This is a genomic window from Sulfitobacter sp. UBA4523 (assembly GCF_002388305.1).
Classification (GTDB): domain Bacteria; phylum Pseudomonadota; class Alphaproteobacteria; order Rhodobacterales; family Rhodobacteraceae; genus Sulfitobacter; species Sulfitobacter pontiacus.
Genome location: NZ_DGMH01000013.1, coordinates 40,477 through 60,484 on the forward strand (window position 1 = coordinate 40,477; position 20,008 = coordinate 60,484).

Annotated in this window: 18 protein-coding genes; 13 read left to right on the top strand and 5 right to left on the bottom strand. The window is 62.1% G+C overall.

Annotated elements, in window-relative coordinates; genetic code table 11:
• The 9 genes from B3849_RS02525 to B3849_RS02565 all read left to right on the top strand — a co-directional run.
• On the top strand, nt 1-891 hold an 891-nt coding region (locus tag B3849_RS02525), incomplete at its 5' end, for a GMC oxidoreductase (RefSeq protein ID WP_286779778.1).
• A 15-nt stretch (nt 892-906) separates the two neighbouring features.
• Nucleotides 907-1,653 carry a c-type cytochrome gene (locus B3849_RS02530; protein ID WP_278426095.1) on the top strand — a complete coding sequence of 249 codons (747 nt, stop codon included), beginning with the start codon at nt 907-909 and terminating at the stop codon, nt 1,651-1,653.
• A 45-nt stretch (nt 1,654-1,698) separates the two neighbouring features.
• Nucleotides 1,699-2,316 carry a DedA family protein gene (locus B3849_RS02535; RefSeq protein ID WP_037941363.1) on the top strand — a complete coding sequence of 206 codons (618 nt, stop codon included), beginning with the start codon at nt 1,699-1,701 and terminating at the stop codon, nt 2,314-2,316.
• Between the two features lie 77 nt (nt 2,317-2,393).
• Nucleotides 2,394-3,794: an APC family permease gene (locus tag B3849_RS02540; RefSeq protein ID WP_286779779.1), complete on the top strand. Its 1,401-nt coding sequence runs from the start codon at nt 2,394-2,396 to the stop codon at nt 3,792-3,794.
• A gap of 11 nt (nt 3,795-3,805) precedes the next feature.
• Nucleotides 3,806-4,792: a cytochrome c oxidase subunit II gene (gene coxB, locus B3849_RS02545; protein ID WP_278426092.1), complete on the top strand. Its 987-nt coding sequence runs from the start codon at nt 3,806-3,808 to the stop codon at nt 4,790-4,792.
• On the top strand, nt 4,789-7,356 hold the full coding sequence (gene ctaD / locus B3849_RS02550) for a cytochrome c oxidase subunit I (protein ID WP_286779780.1): 2,568 nt from the start codon (nt 4,789-4,791) through the stop codon (nt 7,354-7,356). The genes coxB and ctaD overlap by 4 nt, the downstream gene beginning before the upstream one ends.
• Nucleotides 7,353-7,760: a hypothetical protein gene (locus B3849_RS02555; protein WP_005848768.1), complete on the top strand. Its 408-nt coding sequence runs from the start codon at nt 7,353-7,355 to the stop codon at nt 7,758-7,760. The genes ctaD and B3849_RS02555 overlap by 4 nt, the downstream gene beginning before the upstream one ends.
• Nucleotides 7,757-8,341: a cytochrome c oxidase assembly protein gene (locus tag B3849_RS02560; protein WP_278426089.1), complete on the top strand. Its 585-nt coding sequence runs from the start codon at nt 7,757-7,759 to the stop codon at nt 8,339-8,341. Before B3849_RS02555 ends, B3849_RS02560 begins: the two co-directional genes overlap by 4 nt.
• A 13-nt stretch (nt 8,342-8,354) precedes the next feature.
• Nucleotides 8,355-9,419, top strand: coding sequence for a c-type cytochrome (locus B3849_RS02565; protein ID WP_278426088.1), 1,065 nt, complete (start codon nt 8,355-8,357; stop codon nt 9,417-9,419).
• 15 nt (nt 9,420-9,434) lie between these two features.
• Here B3849_RS02565 and B3849_RS02570 read toward each other — a convergent pair whose 3' ends face one another.
• Entirely contained in the window at nt 9,435-10,118 is a 684-nt protein-coding gene (locus B3849_RS02570; protein WP_278426086.1) for a YrbL family protein, read from the bottom strand.
• A gap of 229 nt (nt 10,119-10,347) precedes the next feature.
• On the opposite strand from B3849_RS02570, the gene B3849_RS02575 reads away from it, so the two are divergent.
• Together B3849_RS02575 and B3849_RS02580 are read left to right on the top strand one after the other, a co-directional pair.
• Nucleotides 10,348-10,926, top strand: a complete 579-nt coding sequence (locus B3849_RS02575) for a TRAP transporter small permease subunit (protein WP_174226630.1) — start codon at nt 10,348-10,350, stop codon at nt 10,924-10,926.
• Entirely contained in the window at nt 10,926-12,317 is a 1,392-nt protein-coding gene (locus B3849_RS02580) for a TRAP transporter large permease (RefSeq protein WP_260005962.1), read from the top strand. The genes B3849_RS02575 and B3849_RS02580 overlap by 1 nt, the downstream gene beginning before the upstream one ends.
• A 226-nt stretch (nt 12,318-12,543) precedes the next feature.
• Here B3849_RS02580 and B3849_RS02585 read toward each other — a convergent pair whose 3' ends face one another.
• The 3 genes from B3849_RS02585 to B3849_RS02595 all read right to left on the bottom strand — a co-directional run bounded on the left by B3849_RS02585 (nt 12,544) and on the right by B3849_RS02595 (nt 16,413).
• The gene (locus B3849_RS02585) at nt 12,544-13,638 is read right to left on the bottom strand and encodes a TRAP transporter substrate-binding protein (protein WP_005848780.1); all 1,095 of its coding nucleotides are present in this window, start codon (nt 13,636-13,638) and stop codon (nt 12,544-12,546) included.
• A gap of 403 nt (nt 13,639-14,041) precedes the next feature.
• Nucleotides 14,042-15,106, bottom strand: coding sequence for a ParB/RepB/Spo0J family partition protein (locus B3849_RS02590; RefSeq protein ID WP_114865413.1), 1,065 nt, complete (start codon nt 15,104-15,106; stop codon nt 14,042-14,044).
• Nucleotides 15,103-16,413: an AAA family ATPase gene (locus B3849_RS02595; protein WP_107277637.1), complete on the bottom strand. Its 1,311-nt coding sequence runs from the start codon at nt 16,411-16,413 to the stop codon at nt 15,103-15,105. The genes B3849_RS02590 and B3849_RS02595 overlap by 4 nt, the downstream gene beginning before the upstream one ends.
• Before the next feature lie 389 nt (nt 16,414-16,802).
• Here B3849_RS02595 and B3849_RS02600 point away from each other — a divergent pair, with 389 nt between their 5' ends.
• Nucleotides 16,803-17,498, top strand: coding sequence for a DnaA N-terminal domain-containing protein (locus tag B3849_RS02600; protein WP_005848787.1), 696 nt, complete (start codon nt 16,803-16,805; stop codon nt 17,496-17,498).
• Here B3849_RS02600 and B3849_RS02605 read toward each other — a convergent pair.
• Nucleotides 17,495-18,304 carry an IclR family transcriptional regulator gene (locus tag B3849_RS02605; protein ID WP_244269013.1) on the bottom strand — a complete coding sequence of 270 codons (810 nt, stop codon included), beginning with the start codon at nt 18,302-18,304 and terminating at the stop codon, nt 17,495-17,497. The genes B3849_RS02600 and B3849_RS02605 overlap by 4 nt on opposite strands.
• Nucleotides 18,305-18,438: 134 nt before the next feature.
• Here B3849_RS02605 and B3849_RS02610 point away from each other — a divergent pair, with 134 nt between their 5' ends.
• The gene (locus B3849_RS02610) at nt 18,439-19,983 is read left to right on the top strand and encodes a M81 family metallopeptidase (protein ID WP_278426084.1); all 1,545 of its coding nucleotides are present in this window, start codon (nt 18,439-18,441) and stop codon (nt 19,981-19,983) included.
• Nucleotides 19,984-20,008 lie beyond the last annotated feature (25 nt).

A 20,008-nucleotide genomic window follows, 5' to 3' on the forward strand; every position in this document is an offset into this window, starting at 1 on the left:
GCGGGCGAAGAGGTGTTCCAGCCCGCCGATATCGTCTGCATGAACGCCTATGGCCTGTGGAACGTGCATCTGATGCTGGTCTCCGGTCTGGGCAAACCCTACGACCCGAAAACCCGCACAGGCACCGTGGGCCGGAACTATGCCTATCAGACGATGGCGGGTGTGAACGTATTTTTCGATGATCAGGTGGTGACCAACCCCTTTATGGGGGCGGGGGCGCTTGGCACGGTGATCGATGACTTCAACGGCGACAACTTCGACCACAGCGATCTGGGGTTTCTGGGCGGCGGCTATATCGCCTGCACGCAGACCAATGGCCGCCCGATCAACTACCAGCCCACGCCCGAAGGCACGCCCGCATGGGGTGCCGACTGGAAACGTGCCGTGCGCGAGAATTACCTGCACCACGCCAGCCTGACCGTCCACGGGTCATCCATGGCGACGCCCGATAACTACCTTGACCTCGATCCAACATGGAAAGACGCCTATGGCCGCCCGCTGCTGCGGATGACATTCAACTTTCCCGAAAACGACCGGCGCATGGCCGACTATGTGATGGGCAAGGCGCATGAGATCGCGCGCAATATGGAGAACGTGACATCCACCTCCGCCAGCAACCGCGCGGCAGAGGGCAGTGATTATTCCATCGTGCCCTATCAGACCACCCATAACACCGGCGGCACGGTGATGGGCACGGACCCGACCACCAGCGTCGTGAACCGTTTTGGCCAGATGTGGGATCATCACAACGTCTTTGTCTTTGGCGCAGGGCTGTTTCCGCAGAACCTTGGCTACAACCCCACGGGGCCGCTGATGGGCGTCGCCTATTGGACGCTCGATCACATGAAGAACGACTATATCACCAACCCGCGCCCACTGATGGACGCCTGAAGCAGAGGAGCCCCCATGAACATCCCGCACCGCCCCCTGCTCTGCCTCGCCCTCGCAGCCCTTTTGCCCGCGCTGGCCACCGCGCAGGCGATCCCTGCGGATCAGCCCTATGGTACGGCGCGCGATCTGTTCAACATGACGGTCGATACGCCGCCCGACGCCGACACGCTGGCACGGGGGCAGACCATCGCCCTGCAGGGCGCGGGCGATGTGCAATCCTGCATGACCTGCCATAGCGTTGACGGTCAGGGCGACGGGTCGGGCAGCTTCCCACGGCTTACCGGACAACCGGCGTGGTATCTTGACAAGCAGCTGGATGACTATGCCAGCGACGCGCGGCCCGACGACCTGATGACGCCCGTCGCGCAATCCCTCTCTGAAGACGACCGCGCCGCGGTCAGCGCCTATTACGCCTCTCTCGCTGCGCCGCTGCGGGTGGCGCGCGGGCAGGTTTCAGCGCAAGAGATCCAGAAAGGGGCCGCCATCGCGCGGGCCGGATCGCCCGACAAGGGCCTGCCCGCCTGCACCAACTGCCACGGGCCCGATGGCACGGGCAACCCGCCCTCGGTGCCCTATCTTGCCGGTCAATACGCCAACTACATGGTTCTGCAACTGGACCGCTGGAAACGCGGCCAGCGGGACAATGACTTTGGCGGCATGATGTCCGCCATCGCCCGCAAAATGACCCCCGAGGATATGCGCGCCATCAGTGAATACTATGAACGTGTAGCCAACCCGCTGACGACGAAAGACCCTCAATGACCCTCAACGCCCCCTCCCCCGCAACGCAACAGAACCGGAGTCCCCATGTTTGACTGGATCACCGGCCTGCTGGACGCCGCTGGCTATCTGGGCGTCGCGTTTTTGATGTTCGCGGAAAACGTCTTTCCGCCCATCCCGTCCGAGCTGATCATGCCGCTGGCAGGGTTTCTGGCCTATCAGGACCAGATGAACTTTGTCGGCGTGGTGATCGCGGGCAGCATCGGGTCGCTGGCGGGCACCTACCTCTACTACATCATCGCGCGCAAGATCGGGCACGACCGCGTGCGGCACCTTCTGGAAAAGCACGGCCGCTGGCTCACCATGTCCCCCGAGGATCTTGACCGCGCGTCGGACTGGTTCGACCGCCACGGCAATCTGGCCGTGCTCATGGGGCGCATGGTGCCCGCCATCCGCACGCTGATCTCGGTGCCCGCGGGGCTGACGCCGATGCATCACCTGCCGTTTCTGGCCTTCTCGCTGGCGGGCACGGTGATCTGGAACACTCTGCTGACCGGGCTCGGCTACGCGCTCGGGTCGCAATACGATCTGGTCGCGGACTACATGAACCCCGTGTCCAACGTTGTCATCGGCGCCTTGGTGCTGACCTACATCTACCGCGTGATCCGCAAGAAAGGCGGCAGCGCACAAGACGCCACGGGCTAGCCGTCGCTACGGGCGTGAACTGGTGACGGCTGTGATGTCGGGGCCACGCCCCCGGCAAGGGGGGAAGGGAGTGTCCCATGACCAAGGATGTTTCAAAGGCGCCGGATCAAGACGGCGAGAAAAGCGAACTTAAACGCGTGATGGGGCCCGGCTTGCTGCTGCTTTTCGTGGTGGGCGATGTCTTGGGCACAGGGATCTACGCGCTCACAGGCGAAGTCGCGGCAAAGGTCGGCGGCATTGTCTGGCTGCCGTTCCTCGTGGCCTTTGTCTTGGCCACCGTGACCGCTTGCAGCTACCTTGAACTTGTCACCAAATACCCCAAGGCCGCCGGTGCCGCGCTTTATACGCAAAAGGCCTTTGGCGTGCATTTCCTCACCTTCCTCGTGGCCTTCGCTGTGATGTCGAGCGGGATCACCTCGGCCTCGACCGCCTCGCAGGCTTTTGCCGAGAATTTCGGGAAAAGTTTCGGTCTAGGCGACGGGGCCTTGCTGATCACCGCCATTAGCATCGGCTTTATGGTGCTGCTGGGGCTGATCAACCTGCGCGGCGTCGGCGAAAGCGTGAAGGCAAATGTGGTGCTCACCTGCATCGAACTGACCGGCCTGCTGATCATCATCATGATCGGGGCCGCCGCGCTCATGGGCGGGCAAGGCGATTTCGGGCGCGCGTTCGATTTCAGCAGCGCCGGAGAGCAGGGCCTGTTCTGGCCCGTGATCGCCGCGACCACGCTGGCCTTCTTTGCGATGGTCGGCTTCGAGGATTCCGTGAACATGGCCGAAGAAGCCAAGAACCCCTCGCGCATCTTTCCCAAAGTCCTGCTGGGCGGGCTGCTGATCACCGGCGTGATCTATCTGCTGGTGTCGATCACCGCCATTGCCCTTGTCGACGCAAAGGCATTGGGCGAAGGGGCCACCCCCCTGCTCAAGGTCGTCGAAGCCGGCGCGCCCTGGTTCCCGCTCAGCGTCTTCGGCATCATCACCATGTGCGCCGTGGCGAACTCCGCACTGATCAACATGCTGATGGCCAGCCGCCTGCTGTACGGGATGGCGCAGGAAAAAGTCCTGCCCTCCATTCTGGGCAAGGTGCTGCCCAAACGGCGCACGCCCTATACGGCCATTGTCTTTACCACCGGGCTGGCGATCGCGCTGATCACCTTTGTCGGCGCGGTGCCTGATCTGGGGGGCACCACGGCGCTGCTGCTGCTTGCGGTGTTCACGCTGGTCAATATCGCCGTGCTGGTGCTGCGCAGCGATACGGTGGACCACGACCATTTCACCAGCCCCCTCGGCCTGCCCTATATCGGCGCGATATCTTGCGCCTTTTTCGTCGGCCCGTGGACCGGGCGCGACAGCGTGCAATACCTGATCGCCGCGGTGCTGATCGGCTTGGGTGTCGTGCTCTGGGGGGCGACCGTGTTCTACATGAAATCAAAGGGGCAAGACCCGCTTGCCTCGGACATGGACAAATTGTCAGAGTGAAAGGAGCCCCCTTGCAACACCCTTGGCGCATCTGTGCAATCGCCCCGGCCGCCCTGCTTCTGGCAGGCTGCGAGGGGCGTCAATCCGTGCTGGCCCCCGCCGGTCAGGACGCGTCGGATGTGCTGAACCTCTTTTGGGTGATGCTGGTCGGCGCGGTGATCCTGTGGGGGCTTGTCGCGCTGCTGTTCGTCTATGTCACACGCATCAACCCCGGTGCCATGCGCCGCCGCACCGCCGAAATGCTGATCGTCGGCGGGGGTATCGTCTTTCCCGTGGTCCTGCTGGGGGGGCTGCTGATCTATTCCCTGCCGCTGATGGGACCGACCCGCGCCGAAGGGGACGGGCTGGTCGTGCGGGTCACCGCCGAACAATGGTGGTGGCGCGTCGAATACCAACAGCAAGGGGAGACCAGAACAGTCGTCTCGGCGAACGAGCTCCGCCTGCCCGCCGGTGCCCGGACCGAGCTTGTGCTGAACGCGCATCGGGTGATCCACTCCTTCTGGGTGCCGGCCCTTGGCGGCAAGACCGATATGTTCCCGGGGCGCGAAACCCGCATGACCCTCGCGCCCACCGATCCCGGCATCTACCGGGGCCAATGCGCCGAATTCTGCGGCGCCTCCCATGCGTTGATGGCCTTTGAAACCGTGGTGATGCCGCCCGATGAATTCGACCAATGGCTCAGCGCGGAGGCGCGCGATGCCAAGCCGCCCCAGGGCGCGCTGGCCCAAGCCGGCGCGACCCTGTTCCTTGAGGAAGGCTGCGGCGCCTGCCACACCATCCGTGGCACCAAAGCCATCGGCAAGACCGGCCCCGACCTGACCCATCTGGCAAATCGCCACTCGCTTGCCGCAGGCACCCTTCCCTTGAACGCGCAGGCCATCGCCACATGGATCGGCCACACCGACACGATCAAACCCGAGGTCAATATGCCCACTTATGACTTCCTGTCCGACGACGATCTCGCGGCGCTCGCCGCCTATCTGGGGGGGCTGGAATGACCCGCAGATACCCCGATGTGCTGCAACCCGAAGGCACCTACCCCCCGACCGAGGATATGCTCGCCGAACCCGTGCCGCAGGAGGTTCAGGAGGCGCAGAAAAAACGTCTGCGTGCAGCTTGGAAAACGCCGCAAGGCTGGCGCTACTGGTCGGCAGTGAACAACACCGAGGTCGGCATCTGGTACACGATGACCGCGTTCTTTTTCATGCTCTGCGCCGGTATTCTGGCGGTGCTCATGCGCACCCAGCTTGCCGTGCCCGAGAATGATTTCCTCGACGCCGACCGCTATAACCAGTTCTTCACCATGCACGGCTCGGCGATGATGTTCCTCTTTGCCGTGCCCATGTTCGAGGCGATCTCGATCCTGCTGCTGCCCGGGATGCTGGGGGCGCGCGACATGCCGTTCCCGCGGCTCAGCGCCTATGGCTACTGGTGTTTCCTGATCGGCGGCATCTTTGTCTTCGGGTCCATCCTGTTCGATTCCGGCCCCAAGGCGGGTTGGTTCATGTACCCCCCGCTCGCCACCAAGGAAGAAGGCATCGGCCCCGATGTCTGGCTTCTGGGCCTCTCGTTTATCGAGGTCGCCTCCATCGCCGCGGCGGTCGAGCTGATTGTCGGCGCGCTCAAATGCCGTCCACCGGGGATGCGCGTCAACATCATGCCGCTTTACGCGTGGTATGTGATGGTCGTGGGCGGGATGATCCTCTTCGCCTTCCCGCCGCTGATCGCGGGGGACTTCCTGTTCGAACTCGAACGGTCCTTCGATTGGCCGTTCTTCGATCCCGTCCGGGGCGGCGACCCGATGCTCTGGCAGCATCTGTTCTGGATTTTCGGCCATCCGGAGGTCTACATCATCTTCCTGCCCTCTATCGCGATCGCCGCGATGATCGTGCCCACCGTCGCACGCACGCCCATCGTGGGCTATTCGTGGATCGTGCTCAGCGCGGTCGGCACGGGGTTCTTGTCCTTCGGGCTGTGGGTGCATCACATGTTCACCACCGGCCTGCCCCAGATCAGTCTGGGGTTCTTTTCGGCCGCGTCCGAGGCCGTGGTGATCCCCACCGGCATCCAGCTTTTCGCCTTTGTCGCGACGCTGATGGTGGGACGGGTCAAGATGACCCTGCCGATGCTCTGGATCGCGGGGGCGCTGGCGATCTTTGTGGCGGGCGGTCTGACGGGCGTGATGCTGGCCATCGTGCCCTTCAACTGGCAGGCGCATGACAGCTACTTCGTCGTGGCCCACCTGCACTACACGCTGTTCGGCGGCATGGTCTTTCCGGTCATGGCGGGGGTCTATTATTTCTTCCCCTTCTTCCGCAAAAAGCTGCTGTCCGAAACCCTTGGCCGTTGGTCCTTCTGGCTGATCTTTGTGGGCTTCAACGTCACCTTCCTGCCGATGCATCTGACGGGGCTCAAGGGGATGCCGCGCCGGATCTTCACCTATCCGGGCAGCGCGGGCTGGGACTGGCTTAATATGATGTCCACCGTCGGGGCCTATATCACCGCCGCAGGCTTTGCCGTCTTCGTCTACGATCTGCTGCGCCCCAAAGCGTACCAAGGCCAGATCAAGCGCAACCCATGGGGCGGCGGTACGCTGGAATGGGCCCATGATGTGCCCGAAGAGGCATGGGGCAACCGGTCGGTGCCCTATATCACCTCGCGCTACCCGCTGTGGGACCAGCCCAAACTGGTCGAGCGTATGGACGCGGGCCGCTACTATCTGCCCGACGCCCCCGAGGGCAAACGCGAGACGCTGATCACCTCGGTCATCGACGCGAAACCGCTGATGGTGCAGCGCGTCACCGGCCCCGCGTGGATCACCATGCTCGCCGCGTTCTTCACCGGCGGCGCGTTCATCTTCCCCACCTTCCACATCTACGAACCCGCCATCGTCTGCGGCGCCTTCGCCATTGTCTGCGTGCTCTACTGGCTCTGGACCAGCACGGCACAGGTGCCGGATCAGGAGCGTAAGGACGTGGGCCTAGGCCTCAGCCTGCCGACCTACGCCTCGGGGCCGACCTCTGTCGGGTGGTGGGCGGTCTGGATCACGATGCTGGGCGACAGCACCGCCTTCGCCAGCCTCGTCTTCGGGTTCTTCTTCTACTGGACCGCGCGACCGGACTTTATCACCATCGGAGCGGACCACGCGACGGGCGCCGCCGTCGCGCTAGGGGTTACGCTGTTTGTCGTCTCATGGGCCGCGACCGTGCTCGCGCGCGAGGTCAATAAACGCAGCCATATCACGCTGGCACGCATCGCATTGGCACTGGCCGCGATCTGCACCGTCGGCGGGGCGGGGCTGATCATCCTGTCGGTCCTCGATCTTGAGCCCACAACCCATGTCTACCCCGCGACCATGTGGGCGCTGATGGTCTGGCTGGTGGCGCATTCCGTGCTGGGGATCATCATGCAGCTTTATGCGCTGGCAGGGTCGATCTTTGGCAAGGTGACCCCGCAATATGACGCCGACCTGTGCAACGTCACGCTATTTTGGCACTTCATGGTGCTGACCGCGCTGGTCACCGGCTTTATTCTGGGCGTGGCCCCAAGGTTGCTGGCATGAACCAGATCTCCACCGAAGAAGAGCAAGAGGAATTCCACGAGGAACAAGACAGCCTCTGGCGGCTCGCCCTCAGCCCCACGCTTTGGGCGCTGCATTTCGTGATCTGCTACGGTGCCACAACCGTGTTCTGCGCCGATCACATCCTCGGCGTGGATTACCTTACCACCCTGCGCCTTGGCATCGGGCTGCTGACCATAGGCGTTCTGGCGGCGATCGTCTGGCTGGGCTGGGGCGCGTGGCGGCAATGGGATGTGGTGCGTGACCGCGAATGGGAAAACGACGCGGGCAACAATGAGGACCGCCACCAGTTCATGGGCCACGCGGCCTTCCTGCTGTCGCTGATTTCGGCGGTGGGGGTGATCTATGTCTCGCTCCCCGTGCTGCTGATCGCCAGCTGCGCATGACCCGCGTGGCGACATATCTGGGGTTTGCCCTGCTTGGCCTGCTCTGGCTGGTGCCGCTGGAACGGCTGACCGGCGCCGCCTTCCCCGTCCATATGCTGCGCCATATGGGGCTGGTCGCCGTGGTCGCACCGCTGCTCGCCTTCGGACTGGGCGACCGGCTGCGCTGGCTGATCATCTCTCCGCTGATCGCAACGGTGCTTGAATTCATGGTGGTCTGGGCATGGCATCTGCCGCAGCTGCACGGGATGGCCTATCTGCTGCCCGCGGGCTTTGCGCTGGAACAGGGCAGTTTCCTGATCGTCGGACTGCTGGTCTGGGTCAGCGCCCTGCGCGCGCACAACGGGCTGGCAGGGGCCGGATCGCTACTGCTGACCTCGATGCATATGACCCTACTGGGGGCGCTGCTGATCCTCGCCCCCCGCGATGTCTTTGCCGAGATTTGCGGCCGCGCCGCCGACCTTGGCGGGCAACAACTGGGCGGGCTGCTGATGCTGGGCATCGGCACACCGGTCTATCTGATCGCCGGATTGTGGCTGGTGGGCCGTGACCTGCGCAGCACCGACCCCGCACCCCAATCGTAACGGAGCAAACGCAATGAGAACCGTGATCAAAACCCTGATCGTTCTGGCCCTGCTGGGGGCTGTCGGCGCGGTGACCATCGTGGGGCTGGGGCTGTTCAACGTCTCTGCCCGCGCGGGCCATATTCCGGGCGTGTCCTGGGTGCTGCACACCGCCTATCGCCAGTCGGTCAAACTCCGCGCCCCTGACGCCGCACAAGTGCCCGACCTGTCCGACCCCGATCTCGTCGGCCTCGGCGCGGGGCATTTCGACAGCGCCTGCAGCTTCTGCCACGCCGCCCCCGACCGGATCCACTCCGCCACCGCCGACGCCATGTCGCCCGAACCACCCCATATCACCGACGCCGTCGCCGACTGGCAGCCGCAGCATCTGTTCACCATCGTCAAGGACGGCGTCAAGATGAGCGGCATGCCCTACTGGCCCGCCGAAAACCGCGAGGACGAGATCTGGGCCATGGTCGCCTTCCTCACCCATGTCCGCGAGATGGAAGGCGCGGGCTTTGACGCGCTGCTGGCGTCAGACGCACCGGCCGACGACACCGCGCTGACCTATTGCGCCTCCTGCCACGGCGCGACGGGCGACAGCAAAGGCAACGGCCATATCCCCCGCCTCGATATCCTCGACGAAGGGTACATGCAGGACGCGGTCACCGCCTATCGCACCGGGGCACGGGACAGCGGCTTTATGGCCCATGCAGCAACGCAGCTTCCCCCCGATGACCTGACCCGTGTGATCCGCCACTATGCCGCATCCGCGCCCGATGGCCCGACCCCGCCCCCCCCCCTGCCCCCGGCAGAGCTCGAGCTGATGGAGCAAGGGGCCGGCGTCGCCGCCATCGGCAATATCGACGCGCCGTCTTGCGCGTCCTGCCACGGCCCCGGTCTGGACCAGACCAAACCCGGCTTCCCGCGCATCAGCGGCCAGCCGCGCCCCTATCTGGCGCAGCAGCTGAAGCTTTGGCGCGAGGGCACACGCGGCGGCGGCCCCCGCAAAGAGCTGATGGAAAAAGCCGCTCGCAATCTGACAGATGCCGAGATCGACGCGCTGGCGCTGTATTATTCCCAGCTTCCGGCGGAGTAGGCAGAGAGGGTAACCCTAGTTGAGCGCGTCGTAATCGCTGCGCAGAAACATCTTTTTGCGCCGCGACCAATGCAGCCCGACATCGCGGGCCGTCCGCTCCATCCCGCGGTGCAGGGCGCGGTGCCGCAGATAGGGCACCCAGCTGCGCAGCTTGATCACATTGGGGTCGCCAAACCCGTCCACGATCAGCGGTTGCCACTTACCCTCCCTCTGTCCCCAGACGATGCTGCGGGAGTTCAACGCCGGGGCCACCACTCCAAGCGCAAAGACCGCGCGCGAGAAATCGTTCAACGCCTTCAGCGCCGCCGTATCCAGCAGATCCCGCGCGACGAATTCGTCCAGCGTCATCCCCAGACCGCCGCCTTCCGGCCCGACCCGCTGCATCAACAGCCCCAGCCCCATATCCGTCCGCATCACCCCGTTGGTGAATGCAATCGGCGAAGCAATACCCGCGTCATGGCTGCGAATCCGCACTTCGATGTCATGGGTCAACTGGCGCAACAGCATGCGGTGTCGCGTCGTCGGAAAATGTTTGTAAAGAAATGGTCTGACCCGCCCCGCGTCCGCCGCCCGCAGCGCTTTCATCGGTACCTTCACAACAAGATCATCGGGCGCTTTCACAGCAAAGACCGCCCGGCCCTGCTCTTGTTTAAGCAACGTACCGGTTTCCATGTGAAGCAATTCGGCTGACTGTGTCATCTACACTATTTATCTTTAACTGTTGGTACTTACTAAGCAGAGCGTGTCACAGCGCATGCGTAACCTAAAGTTGCGAACACTGTCAAAAAGTATCTTAAAAAGGGCGGACGGCTGCCGCGGATGCGCAATATTTCGCACAGCGAAATGCTGAGACCCCGCTTGACATTCCCCTGCGGCACTTTGATTGACATGCGTTAAGAACGATAGAAACCATAGAAAAGGGTGGAATGTGCGTTTTCTCGCTGGAGTAGCATCCCTCATCTGCGCTGTTAATCTGATTATCGGAAAAGTCTTTTCCTGGCTCGCGCTGGCCATTGTCGTCGTCTGCTTTACCGTAGTGGTACAAAGATACCTCTTTGCCACCAGCTACGTCTGGATGCAGGATCTCTATATCTGGCTGAACGGAGCGATGTTCACCGCGGTGGCAGGCTTTGCCCTGCTGCGCGACGATCACGTGCGCGTCGATATCTTTTACCGTCCCGCCAAACTGCGCACCCGCGCCATCACCGACCTGATCGGGGTGTTCGTCTTTCTGCTGCCCTTCACATGGATCGTCTACATCTATTCGATGCCCTTCGTGCAGCGCGCTTGGGGCTATCACGAAGGCTCTGCCAATGTGGGCGGGATGCCGGGGCTTTATATCCTCAAGACCTTTATCATCGTCTTTGCGGCCCTGATTGCGGCGCAAGGCATTGCCATGGCGATCCGGTCCATTCTGGTGCTTGGCGGCAGGGCTGATCTTGTGCCCGCCGCGATGCAATACAGCCCGGACGCCATCAAACCCGCCACCACCGAGGGAGCCGCCTGATGGACCCGATCATGATTGGCGAGATGCTCGCCGCGCTGATGTTCTTTGGGGTCATCGGCTTTCTGCTTCTGGGCTTCCCCGTGGCCTTCACCCTTGCCGGCACTTCGTTACTATTCTGCGGTGTAGGCATGGCTTTGGGCGTGTTCGACCCATCCAACTTCGGGTCTTTGCCCAACCGATATATCGGCTTTATGACGAACGAAGTGCTCGTCGCCGTGCCGCTGTTCATCTTCATGGGGGTGATGCTGGAGCGCAGCCAGATCGCCGAACAACTGTTGCTCACCATGGGCAAGATGTTCGGCAATATGCGCGGCGGGCTCGGGATCTCTGTGGTGCTGGTCGGGGCGATGCTCGCGGCCTCTACGGGTGTGGTGGGCGCGACCGTGGTGACGATGGGGCTGATCTCGCTGCCCGCGATGCTACGGGCGGGCTATGACCCGAAACTGGCCACCGGCGTGATCTGCGCCAGCGGCACTTTGGGCCAGATCATCCCCCCCTCTACCGTGTTGATTTTCATGGGCGATATGCTGTCGGGCATCAACTCGCAGGTGCAGATGGCCAAGGGCAACTTTGCCCCCACGCCTGTTTCTGTCGGGGATCTTTTTGCCGGGGCCCTGCTGCCCGGGCTGCTGCTCGTGTCGCTCTACCTCGGGTATGTGCTGTTCAAAGCCGCAACAGACCCTAAATCCTGCCCTGCCACCCCCGTTCCAGCGGATGAGAAATCAAAGCTGCTGCGCGAGGTCTTTGTGGCGCTTGTCCCGCCTCTGGCGCTGATTTTGGCCGTGTTAGGGTCTATTCTGGGCGGCATCGCCACCCCGACAGAGGCCGCATCCGTCGGTGCCGTCGGGGCCATGATCCTCGCCGCATTGCGCTGGCGTCTGTCCTTTGGCGTGCTTAAGGAAACGATGGTCGCCACGGCTACAATCACCAGCATGGTCTTTGTGATCCTGCTCGGGGCCTCGGTCTTTTCGGTCGTGTTCCGTATGATGGGCGGCGACAATCTGGTGCATGAATTCCTCAGCAACCTGCCGGGCGGGACGCTCGCCGCGGTGGCGGTGGTGATGATCATCATGTTCTTCCTGGGCTTCATCCTCGACACCTTCGAGATCATCTTTATCGTGATCCCGATCACCGCACCGGTGCTGCTGATGCTGGATGTCGATCCGATCTGGCTGGGTGTGCTTGTGGGGGTGAACCTGCAAACGTCCTTCCTGACCCCGCCCTTCGGCTTTGCGCTGTTCTACCTGCGCGGCGTGGCCCCGGCGGACCTGCCCACCAGCGCGATCTACAAGGGCATCCTGCCCTTCGTGATGCTGCAGGTGGTGGCGATTGCGATCCTGTTCATGTTCCCGCAGATCGTGACCTGGTTGCCCAAACTGATCGCAGGCTAAGGGGATCGCCCTCCCTGGGGGGCGATCCGCAGATTCAAAAGTGGCAGCCCCCGGTGCATCAACCGCTGACCGATGCAGATTGCGCGACGTCACAAAATCGCCCTCCGGGGGGAGGGAGGGCGATGCCCGGTGTGCCACCGGGCGGGACGGGGACTAGGCCCCTGCCCCATCACGAAAAAAGGCCCGGTGTTTCCACCGGGCCGTTTCTGTGTCCTACGGGCGGAGCTTAGTATTTCAGGAAGCTCTGACGCGCCTGAATGTAGGGGCTGTCGATCTTCTCTGTCCGGGTGCGGACAAGGTTCAGCGCTTCGACAAAGCTGTCGGCGGTTTTCTTGACCAGCGGGTCGTCGCTGCTGCGCAGTTCCTCGACCACCTCGACCGAGGCTTTGGCACCGGCTTCCATGATGTCGTCGGGGAAGTTGCGGACGGTCACGCCGTGCTCTTCCACCAGCGTTTTCAGCGCGCGTGGATCGTTGGCATAGAAGTCGGCCGCGACCTGATCGTATTCCGCCTGGCTTACATCACGGATGATCGCCTGCAGGTCTTCGGGCAGTTCCTGATACTTCTTCTTGTCGACGACAAGCTCGGTCGCGAGGCCGGATTCAACGAAGGACGGCATGTAGTAATTCTTGGCAACCTGATGGAAGCCGAGCGCCAGATCGTTGTAGGGGCCGACGAATTCGGCTGCGTCCAGCGTGCCCGATTGCAGCGCCTGAAAGATCTCGCCCGCGGCCATGTTGGTGACCGTCGCGCCCAGTTTCTCCCATACGCGACCGCCAAGGCCGGGGGTCCGGAAGCGCACGCCTTTGACATCGTCAAGGCTGGTCAGCTCGTCGCGGAACCAACCGCCTGTCTGCGTGCCGGTGTTGCCCGACAGGAAGCCCTGAACGCCGAACTGGTCATAGATCTCGTCCCAGATTTCCTGACCGCCCATATAGCGCATCCAGGCTGTCAGTTCTGGCGTGGTCATGCCGTAGGGCACGCCGGTAAAGAAGGACAGCGCGGGCGATTTGTTCTGCCAATAATAGGCGGCACCGTGGCTCATCTCAGCGGAGCCATCGATCACGGCGTCCAGCGATTGCAGCGGCGGCACCAGCTCACCCGCTGAGTAGACCTGCACGGTCAGACGGCCGCCGGAGGCCGCTGTGATACGGTCGGCCAGACGCTGCGCGCCGACACCCAGACCGGGGAAGTTTTTCGGCCAGGTGGTGACCATGCGCCAGGTAATGTTGCCTTGGGCGACGGCGGGTGCGGCCAGCGATGAAGCAACGGCCCCTGCCCCCGCAACGCCTGCGCCACGAATAAATGAACGACGATCCATGATGTTTCTCCCGAGATCAAAAATATGTCGATAAGGTCTTTCTGACATCTGCCAGCCCTCCCCTATGGGCGCACGTTAATCCCGCGTTTCAGGGGATGTCCATGGTTCAACGTCGGGTTCTGGTGCGGACATGGCGGAATCATGGTGAAATCTGCATCTTTGAGCCGCAAAGCTGTTTTGAATCAACGCGTTAAGCCGATATTCGCGCCGAAAACCCCTTGTTTTATTGGGAAATGGGGCAATTGCGCGCTCCGCCCCGTAAACGCACAAAAAAGGGGACGCCTCTGCGCCCCCTTCCCTGCTATCCCTATCATTTACCCTTGCCGGTTACCCATGGGTAACCCGATGCGCGGTGGTTACCCATGGGTAACCGGGTGGGCAGTGGTTACCCATGGGTAACCGCTTACCGGATGCGCGGCCCGTTGCTGAGCACCTCTTCAAAGGCACGCACGGCTTCTTCCAATTGCTTTTTGGGCATGGTGGCAAAGTCGATATCGCTCATCAAACGGCATTCACCGTGGCGGGCGGTGACCTTGGTCTGGCCGACGTAGAATTCGAACTTCTGCTTCGGCTCTGCCTTGGAGGCGGGCTTCTCTGTCGGTTCGTTCGAGGTGGTCAGAAAATCCTTGAGGATTTTATTCTGCTCGTCCGGTGTCGAGGCATCCAAGAGTTTTTCCTGCAAGACACTGGCTTGATCCGGTGTGCGCAGCGCGCGCGCGACATCGACTCCCAGATTGCGCGGCACGGCCTTGGGCCACTGCAAGCTCCCCTCCAACGCCGAGAGAAGGAAGACGAAGCTTTTGATGTAAGACCGCTTGGTCTTGTGCAGCGCGCTGTAAAGACGGGTCACCAGCTCTGCCGGGTCGATCTCTTCCACCGCGTCGTCCTTGGCGGCTGTGATCGCGACCTGCGCCATCTCGGCGAAAGACAGGTCTTCGCGCACGACGTTCTCTTCGACCATATCCACATAGCGCGAAATGCGGTCATCCTCGCCCACTTCTACCCGCGCGGTGATCGTGCCAAAGCGATCGTCTTTGGTTTCGGAAAACAACTGCGACAGGGCGGTGAATCGGCGCCAGCCTTTCTTGAGCTGGTAGCGCCCGTTCGGCCCGACATAGACCTCGACGGGTTCGCGCTGCCCGCGTTCGCGGATCGAGGATTTAAGCTCCTCCATCTCGTCGGACTGCGCGACTTCTTCCAGCGCAAGGCGATCGCGCGGCAGATCGTCGGTGAAGATTTCCGACAGGTCGATCTGGTAGAGCACGCGGCCTTCGCCTTGGGCTTGCCGGAAAGTCTTGGCGTCTTCGGCGTTGCGGCGGCGCTGTTCGATTTTGGCTTCCGTTGCCTCTTGCAGGTTTTCGGCCACGTCCCGCACGGCGGCGCCCATGGGGCCCGGCTGGCGGTTGCGGCGGCTGCCGGATGTGGGGGCTTCTACCGGGGCGAAGCCGAATTTGTTTTTACTGCTCATTCTGCCTTCTCCTTACGTTTTCCGTTTTCTTTCCACGCTTCGAGCACGGTTTGCAAAAACTCGTCATAGGCACGGTCAAAACTCTGCCGCGCCCGTTTCCATGTTTCGCGCGTCATCTGGCGATAGTCCTGTTCGTAAACCGACATCTGGAACCGGCCCGACTGTTCGACCGCGCGGGTCATTTCAATCGGGTGGGCGCAGACGTCGGCGCCGAAGACGTTCTTGAACGCGTCGATCATGGCGCTGTGCAGCGGATTGTTGGATTCAAAACGGGTCATAAGTAAACGGATGTCGGAAAACTGTTTAGGAAGCGTAATGCCTGCGTCCGCTGCGAGGCTTGCAAACCCTTCCGAGATATCGGCCATCGCGTCGCCAAGCTGGCCCAGATAGCTGGTCGTACTGTCATACTCCCAGTAGCCCGGGCCCGAGGGGATATAGAGGATATCAGCCGCAAACGCGGCGTTTAGGGACTGGTAGCCGATGGCGGGCGGGCAGTCGAAAATGATGATGTCATATTGATCGTCGGGCAGCTCATCGAGATAGCGCGCGACGCAGCCGAAAAAGCTCCATGCCTTGTGGAGCGCGCGGTATTGGGCCGAGGCAAACTCGACGAAGGCCGCGTTGGCGCAGGACGGGATGATGTCGATCGTGGGCCAGCAGGTGGGCTGGATGAATTCCTGAAACCGCTGCGCGCCGATGGATTGCACGTCTTCGGGCAATTCGTCCGCGGCGGGGTAGGGGCAGTCATCGGGGTCATCATAGCTTTCCATGATCCGGTTGGATTCACGGCAGAGGTCGCGGCACATGATGCCCCAGACCGTGTGGCTTTCCTTGACCTCGGTCAGCCCCATCGAATGGGTCAGCGTCGCCTGCGGGTCGAAGTCGACACAGAGCACGCGGTAGCCGTCAAGGGCGGCGGCATGGGCGAGGTGTTGTGCGACGACGGTCTTCCCGACGCCGCCTTTGAAGTTCGACACGGCCACGCGCATGGCACGGCCCCGGGGGCGTTCAGGCAGCAGCTTGCGACCGCGGAACTTGGCGCGGCGGCGCAGCTCGTTGATCTCTTCGAGGCTGAACCAGCGCTGGCGGCCATCCTCTTCGGTGAGCCCCTGGGGCAGGGTCGGGTCGTCCGCCAGCTTCTTGCGCAGGGTGTCGGCGGGGACGTCGAACATGAACTGGCTGATCTCCCAGATAGAGAAGGGGCGCAGGGCCTTGATCTCTCCGGGGGAGAAGGTGGCGCGGCGCACGGCGGCCTGTTGTTCCAAGCTGCGCTCGTTCATGTTAAGAAGGTCGTTGTGATTTCTCATCTTTCTACTCGCGTTTTTAAGCCTCGAATTTCGAATAACGCGAATTCGGCAATTTGGCAAAACCTAATTTTCCCGAAATTCGCGCGCTGATCCTGAAGAACGGGTTTATTTCGCTGCGGTTAACGCGGGGCAAAGAGATTTTGGTGACAGGCAAGGGGCATATGGGGCTGTTTTGGTGACAGCGATCCCCTGATATGGTGACACCTTAGCGTCCCCCTTAACCTATTAACCTTTACCAAATTGAATTTGGATTAAGGAAAAGGGTAATTCCTGTTTTTCCCAGCGGGTTGACAGAAGACGGGATTTAGAGCTTTGTAGAAAGCATAAACGGAATCGGCTCAAAGAAGCTGACCGATAAAAATAAGACGATACATCGAGTAGGCAAAACCATGAACCCATTGCGGCTGACCGGCCCTGAAGCCGGGGTGATCAAGTACGACCTTTTGACCGCTTTGAGCGTGGCGGGGTTGAACGGATCACCGACCTTGCAGACCTCGTTGATGCGGCTCATCGCGGCGGTGACCTCGCGGTATAATTGGCGCGCTGACGAGCTGAGCGTGGGCCAGCGGGATCTGGCGCGGATGTGGTCGGTGAATGAACGCACGGTGAAACGCGAGATCAAACGGCTGACGGATGCGCAGTTGTTGATTTGTACGCGCGGCGGCGTGCGGGGCAGGGTGGCGGCCTATCGGTTGAATTATGCGCAGATCGCGCGGCTGTCAGAGCCGTGCTGGCCGCTGGTCGGGCCGGATTACGATGCGCGGATGAAAGAGCGGTATCGCAGCGAAACGCCGGTCAAGGTGGTGCAACTGGCCGATTATGCGAAACCCGAGGCATCAGAGCCCGCGCAGGGCGGGCCGGGTACGTGGCAACGTGCGATGGTGAACCTGTCGCGGGAGAACGTGGATCAGTTCAAGGCGTGGTTCTCGCAGCTTGAATATGTGGCGTTCGAAGGGGGCGTGCTTGAGCTGCGCACGCCGAGCAAATTCGCGCAACGCTATATTGAGACACATCTTCTGCGCCCGCTTGTTGCGGCGGTGGAGGCAGAGTTGGGGCCGGTGACGCGGATCGAATTCAAGGGCTAGAAACTGCCACTGATGGCGCGGGCGGCTTCTTGGGCGATGGGGGCCGCGCGGCGGGCGAAGTCTTCGGCGCTCCATTCGGAAAGCGAGCCGGCGATGTGGATGGCCCCCAAGGGACGGCCCTGACGGTTGACGACGGGCACGCCAATGGCGACTTCGCCCAAGACGAATTCGTTCTGCACTTGGGCAAAACCGTCTCTACGGGCCTGTTCGAGACTGTTCATGATGCTGTCGGGGTCCACGTTGGTGTAAGAGGTATAGCTGTGCAGCGGGAAGCGATTGATGATCTCGCGCGCTTCTTCGGGGGGCAGGGCGCAGAGGGTCGCGCGGCCGCCGGCGGTGCAATAGGTGGGGACGCTATGGCCCACAAGCGTGGCGTAAAACGTTTCGCGTTTGCTTTGCATGCGCAGGGCATAGATCACGCGGGTCTCATCATAGAGGCTGAAGTCGATCCGTTCGGCGATGGATTTGCGCATCTCGAGGATAACGGGGGTGGCGACCTGCACCACGGGGTCCAGACGTAGGGTGTCGTGGGTGTGGTCGAGCAAGCGCAATCCGGGCAGGTAGCCGCGGTCGTCGGGGCTGCGCCGGATGTGCCCCAATGTCATGAGCGTATGCACAAGACGTTGCGCGGCGGATCGGTCGATCTCTGCCTTCGTGGCGATGTCTGACAGGCTGAGCGGGCCGTCGGCCTCGTGAAACGCGCTGAGCACATGGATGGCGCGGGCGGCGGAGCGCACAAAGAGCCTATCGGCATCTGCCTGAAAATTAGACGCGACAGAGGAATGTGGTCGTTTGGGGTCTGGCATTAAGCGCTCCGGGTTGACGCGAGGATAGGTCAGTGCCTAGCATCGTATGGCAATACAGCCGTATCGCCAAGCAATACATTCAGTTTTGTGAAGCGATACATGATTTAAAGGTGGGTTCCCCGATGCGCGTCGCCATGGCCGGATTTCTTCATGAAACCAATACCTTTGCGCCCGAGCCTGCGGATATGGCGGCCTTCAAGGCCGGTGGCGGTTATGTCCCTATGGTGGGTGGCCCCGCGATGATCGACGCCTTTCAGGAAGTGAACCTTGGCATGACCGGTGCGTTGAAGGTCGCGGGGGATTCGGATTGGGATGTGGTGCCTGTTCTTTGGGCGGGGGCTATTCCATCGGCACCTGTGACGCAGGATGCGTTCGACACTATTCTGGGCGAAATTCTGGACGGGCTACGTGCCGCAGGGCCGTTGGATGGTGTGTTTCTGGACCTGCACGGCGCGATGGTGGCGACGCATCACGATGACGGGGAGGGCGAGATTGCCCGTCAGGTGCGCGCATTGGTGGGGCCGGATGTGCCGATTGCCGCCGCATTGGACCTGCATGGCAATATCTCGGAAGAGTTTGTGAACACGGTGGATGTGCTGGCGGGATTCCGCACCTATCCGCACATCGATATGGCCGATACCGGTGCCGCAGCGGCGCGGTTGCTGGATCATGTGATGCAGACCGGCACGCGCCCGGCCAAAGCGTTCCGTCGCATGTCCTATCTGGTGCCGATCCCGTTTCAGACCACGGATATGCAGCCCGCCAAGGGATTGTATGAAAACCTGACAGAGGTTGAGGCGCAAGGCGCACTGTCGGCGTCGCTGTTCATGGGCTTTCCGGCCGCGGATATTGCCGATTGTGGCCCCACGGCGGTGGCCTATGCCGAGACTCAAGCGGCGGCGGATGCCGCAGCAGATGCGGTGGCGGATGCCTATGCCGCTGCCGAATCCGAGTTCGACAACGATACTTTTACCCCTGACGCGGCGGTTTCCTATGCGGTGCGCGCGGCAAAAGGGGCAGGGCAGGGGCCTGTGGTGATTGCAGATACCCAAGACAACCCCGGCGCGGGTGGGGTCTCTGCCACGACGGGGATGTTGCGAGCCTTGATCGATGCCGATGCCCAAGACGCGGCGATCGGGCTGATCGTAGACCCGCATTCCGCCGCCCAAGCCCACGAGCTGGGGGAGGGCGCGCGCGCGGTCTTTCGCTTGGGAGGCCACCCCGGTTTGCCCGACGATAGCCCCGTCGAGGTCGAGGCCGTTGTCGAGATGCTGTCGGAGGGCAAAGTGAAAGCCACCGGCCCATATTACGGTGGGACGATGCTGGATCTGGGGCCCTCGGCCTGTTTGCGCATCGGCGGCGTGCGGGTGGCCGTCACAACGCGGATTGCGCAGATGGCTGACCGCGAGATGTTCCGCTTTGTCGGGATCGCACCAGAGACGCAGAAAATCCTTGTCGTCAAAAGCTCTACCCATTTTCGGGCCGATTTCACCCCGAGTGCGCGCGAGATTATTGTCGCGCGTGCCCCCGGCCCCATGCCGTTCGACCCCGCAGACCTGCCCTTTACGCGGTTGCGTGAGGGGTTGCGGCTTTCTCCTAACGGTCCCGTTTTCGGGGCCGCGCGTGCGGCTGCTGCACGCCCCGATACCGGCGGATCAACCGGCGGTGTCCAAATATAACAATGACCACAACCAACATGGGAAA

What these genes read in the sequence shown, in the direction of transcription:
- B3849_RS02530 (WP_278426095.1), top strand. Translation starts at nt 907, where the DNA reads ATGAACATCCCGCACCGCCCCCTGCTCTGCCTCGCCCTCGCAGCCCTT.
- B3849_RS02535 (WP_037941363.1), top strand. Translation starts at nt 1,699, where the DNA reads ATGTTTGACTGGATCACCGGCCTGCTGGACGCCGCTGGCTATCTGGGC.
- B3849_RS02540 (WP_286779779.1), top strand. Translation starts at nt 2,394, where the DNA reads ATGACCAAGGATGTTTCAAAGGCGCCGGATCAAGACGGCGAGAAAAGC.
- ctaD (WP_286779780.1), top strand. Translation starts at nt 4,789, where the DNA reads ATGACCCGCAGATACCCCGATGTGCTGCAACCCGAAGGCACCTACCCC.
- B3849_RS02555 (WP_005848768.1), top strand. Translation starts at nt 7,353, where the DNA reads ATGAACCAGATCTCCACCGAAGAAGAGCAAGAGGAATTCCACGAGGAA.
- B3849_RS02560 (WP_278426089.1), top strand. Translation starts at nt 7,757, where the DNA reads ATGACCCGCGTGGCGACATATCTGGGGTTTGCCCTGCTTGGCCTGCTC.
- B3849_RS02565 (WP_278426088.1), top strand. Translation starts at nt 8,355, where the DNA reads ATGAGAACCGTGATCAAAACCCTGATCGTTCTGGCCCTGCTGGGGGCT.
- B3849_RS02570 (WP_278426086.1), bottom strand. Translation starts at nt 10,118, where the DNA reads ATGACACAGTCAGCCGAATTGCTTCACATGGAAACCGGTACGTTGCTT.
- B3849_RS02580 (WP_260005962.1), top strand. Translation starts at nt 10,926, where the DNA reads ATGGACCCGATCATGATTGGCGAGATGCTCGCCGCGCTGATGTTCTTT.
- B3849_RS02585 (WP_005848780.1), bottom strand. Translation starts at nt 13,638, where the DNA reads ATGGATCGTCGTTCATTTATTCGTGGCGCAGGCGTTGCGGGGGCAGGG.
- B3849_RS02590 (WP_114865413.1), bottom strand. Translation starts at nt 15,106, where the DNA reads ATGAGCAGTAAAAACAAATTCGGCTTCGCCCCGGTAGAAGCCCCCACA.
- B3849_RS02595 (WP_107277637.1), bottom strand. Translation starts at nt 16,413, where the DNA reads ATGAGAAATCACAACGACCTTCTTAACATGAACGAGCGCAGCTTGGAA.
- B3849_RS02600 (WP_005848787.1), top strand. Translation starts at nt 16,803, where the DNA reads ATGAACCCATTGCGGCTGACCGGCCCTGAAGCCGGGGTGATCAAGTAC.
- B3849_RS02605 (WP_244269013.1), bottom strand. Translation starts at nt 18,304, where the DNA reads ATGCCAGACCCCAAACGACCACATTCCTCTGTCGCGTCTAATTTTCAG.
- B3849_RS02610 (WP_278426084.1), top strand. Translation starts at nt 18,439, where the DNA reads ATGGCCGGATTTCTTCATGAAACCAATACCTTTGCGCCCGAGCCTGCG.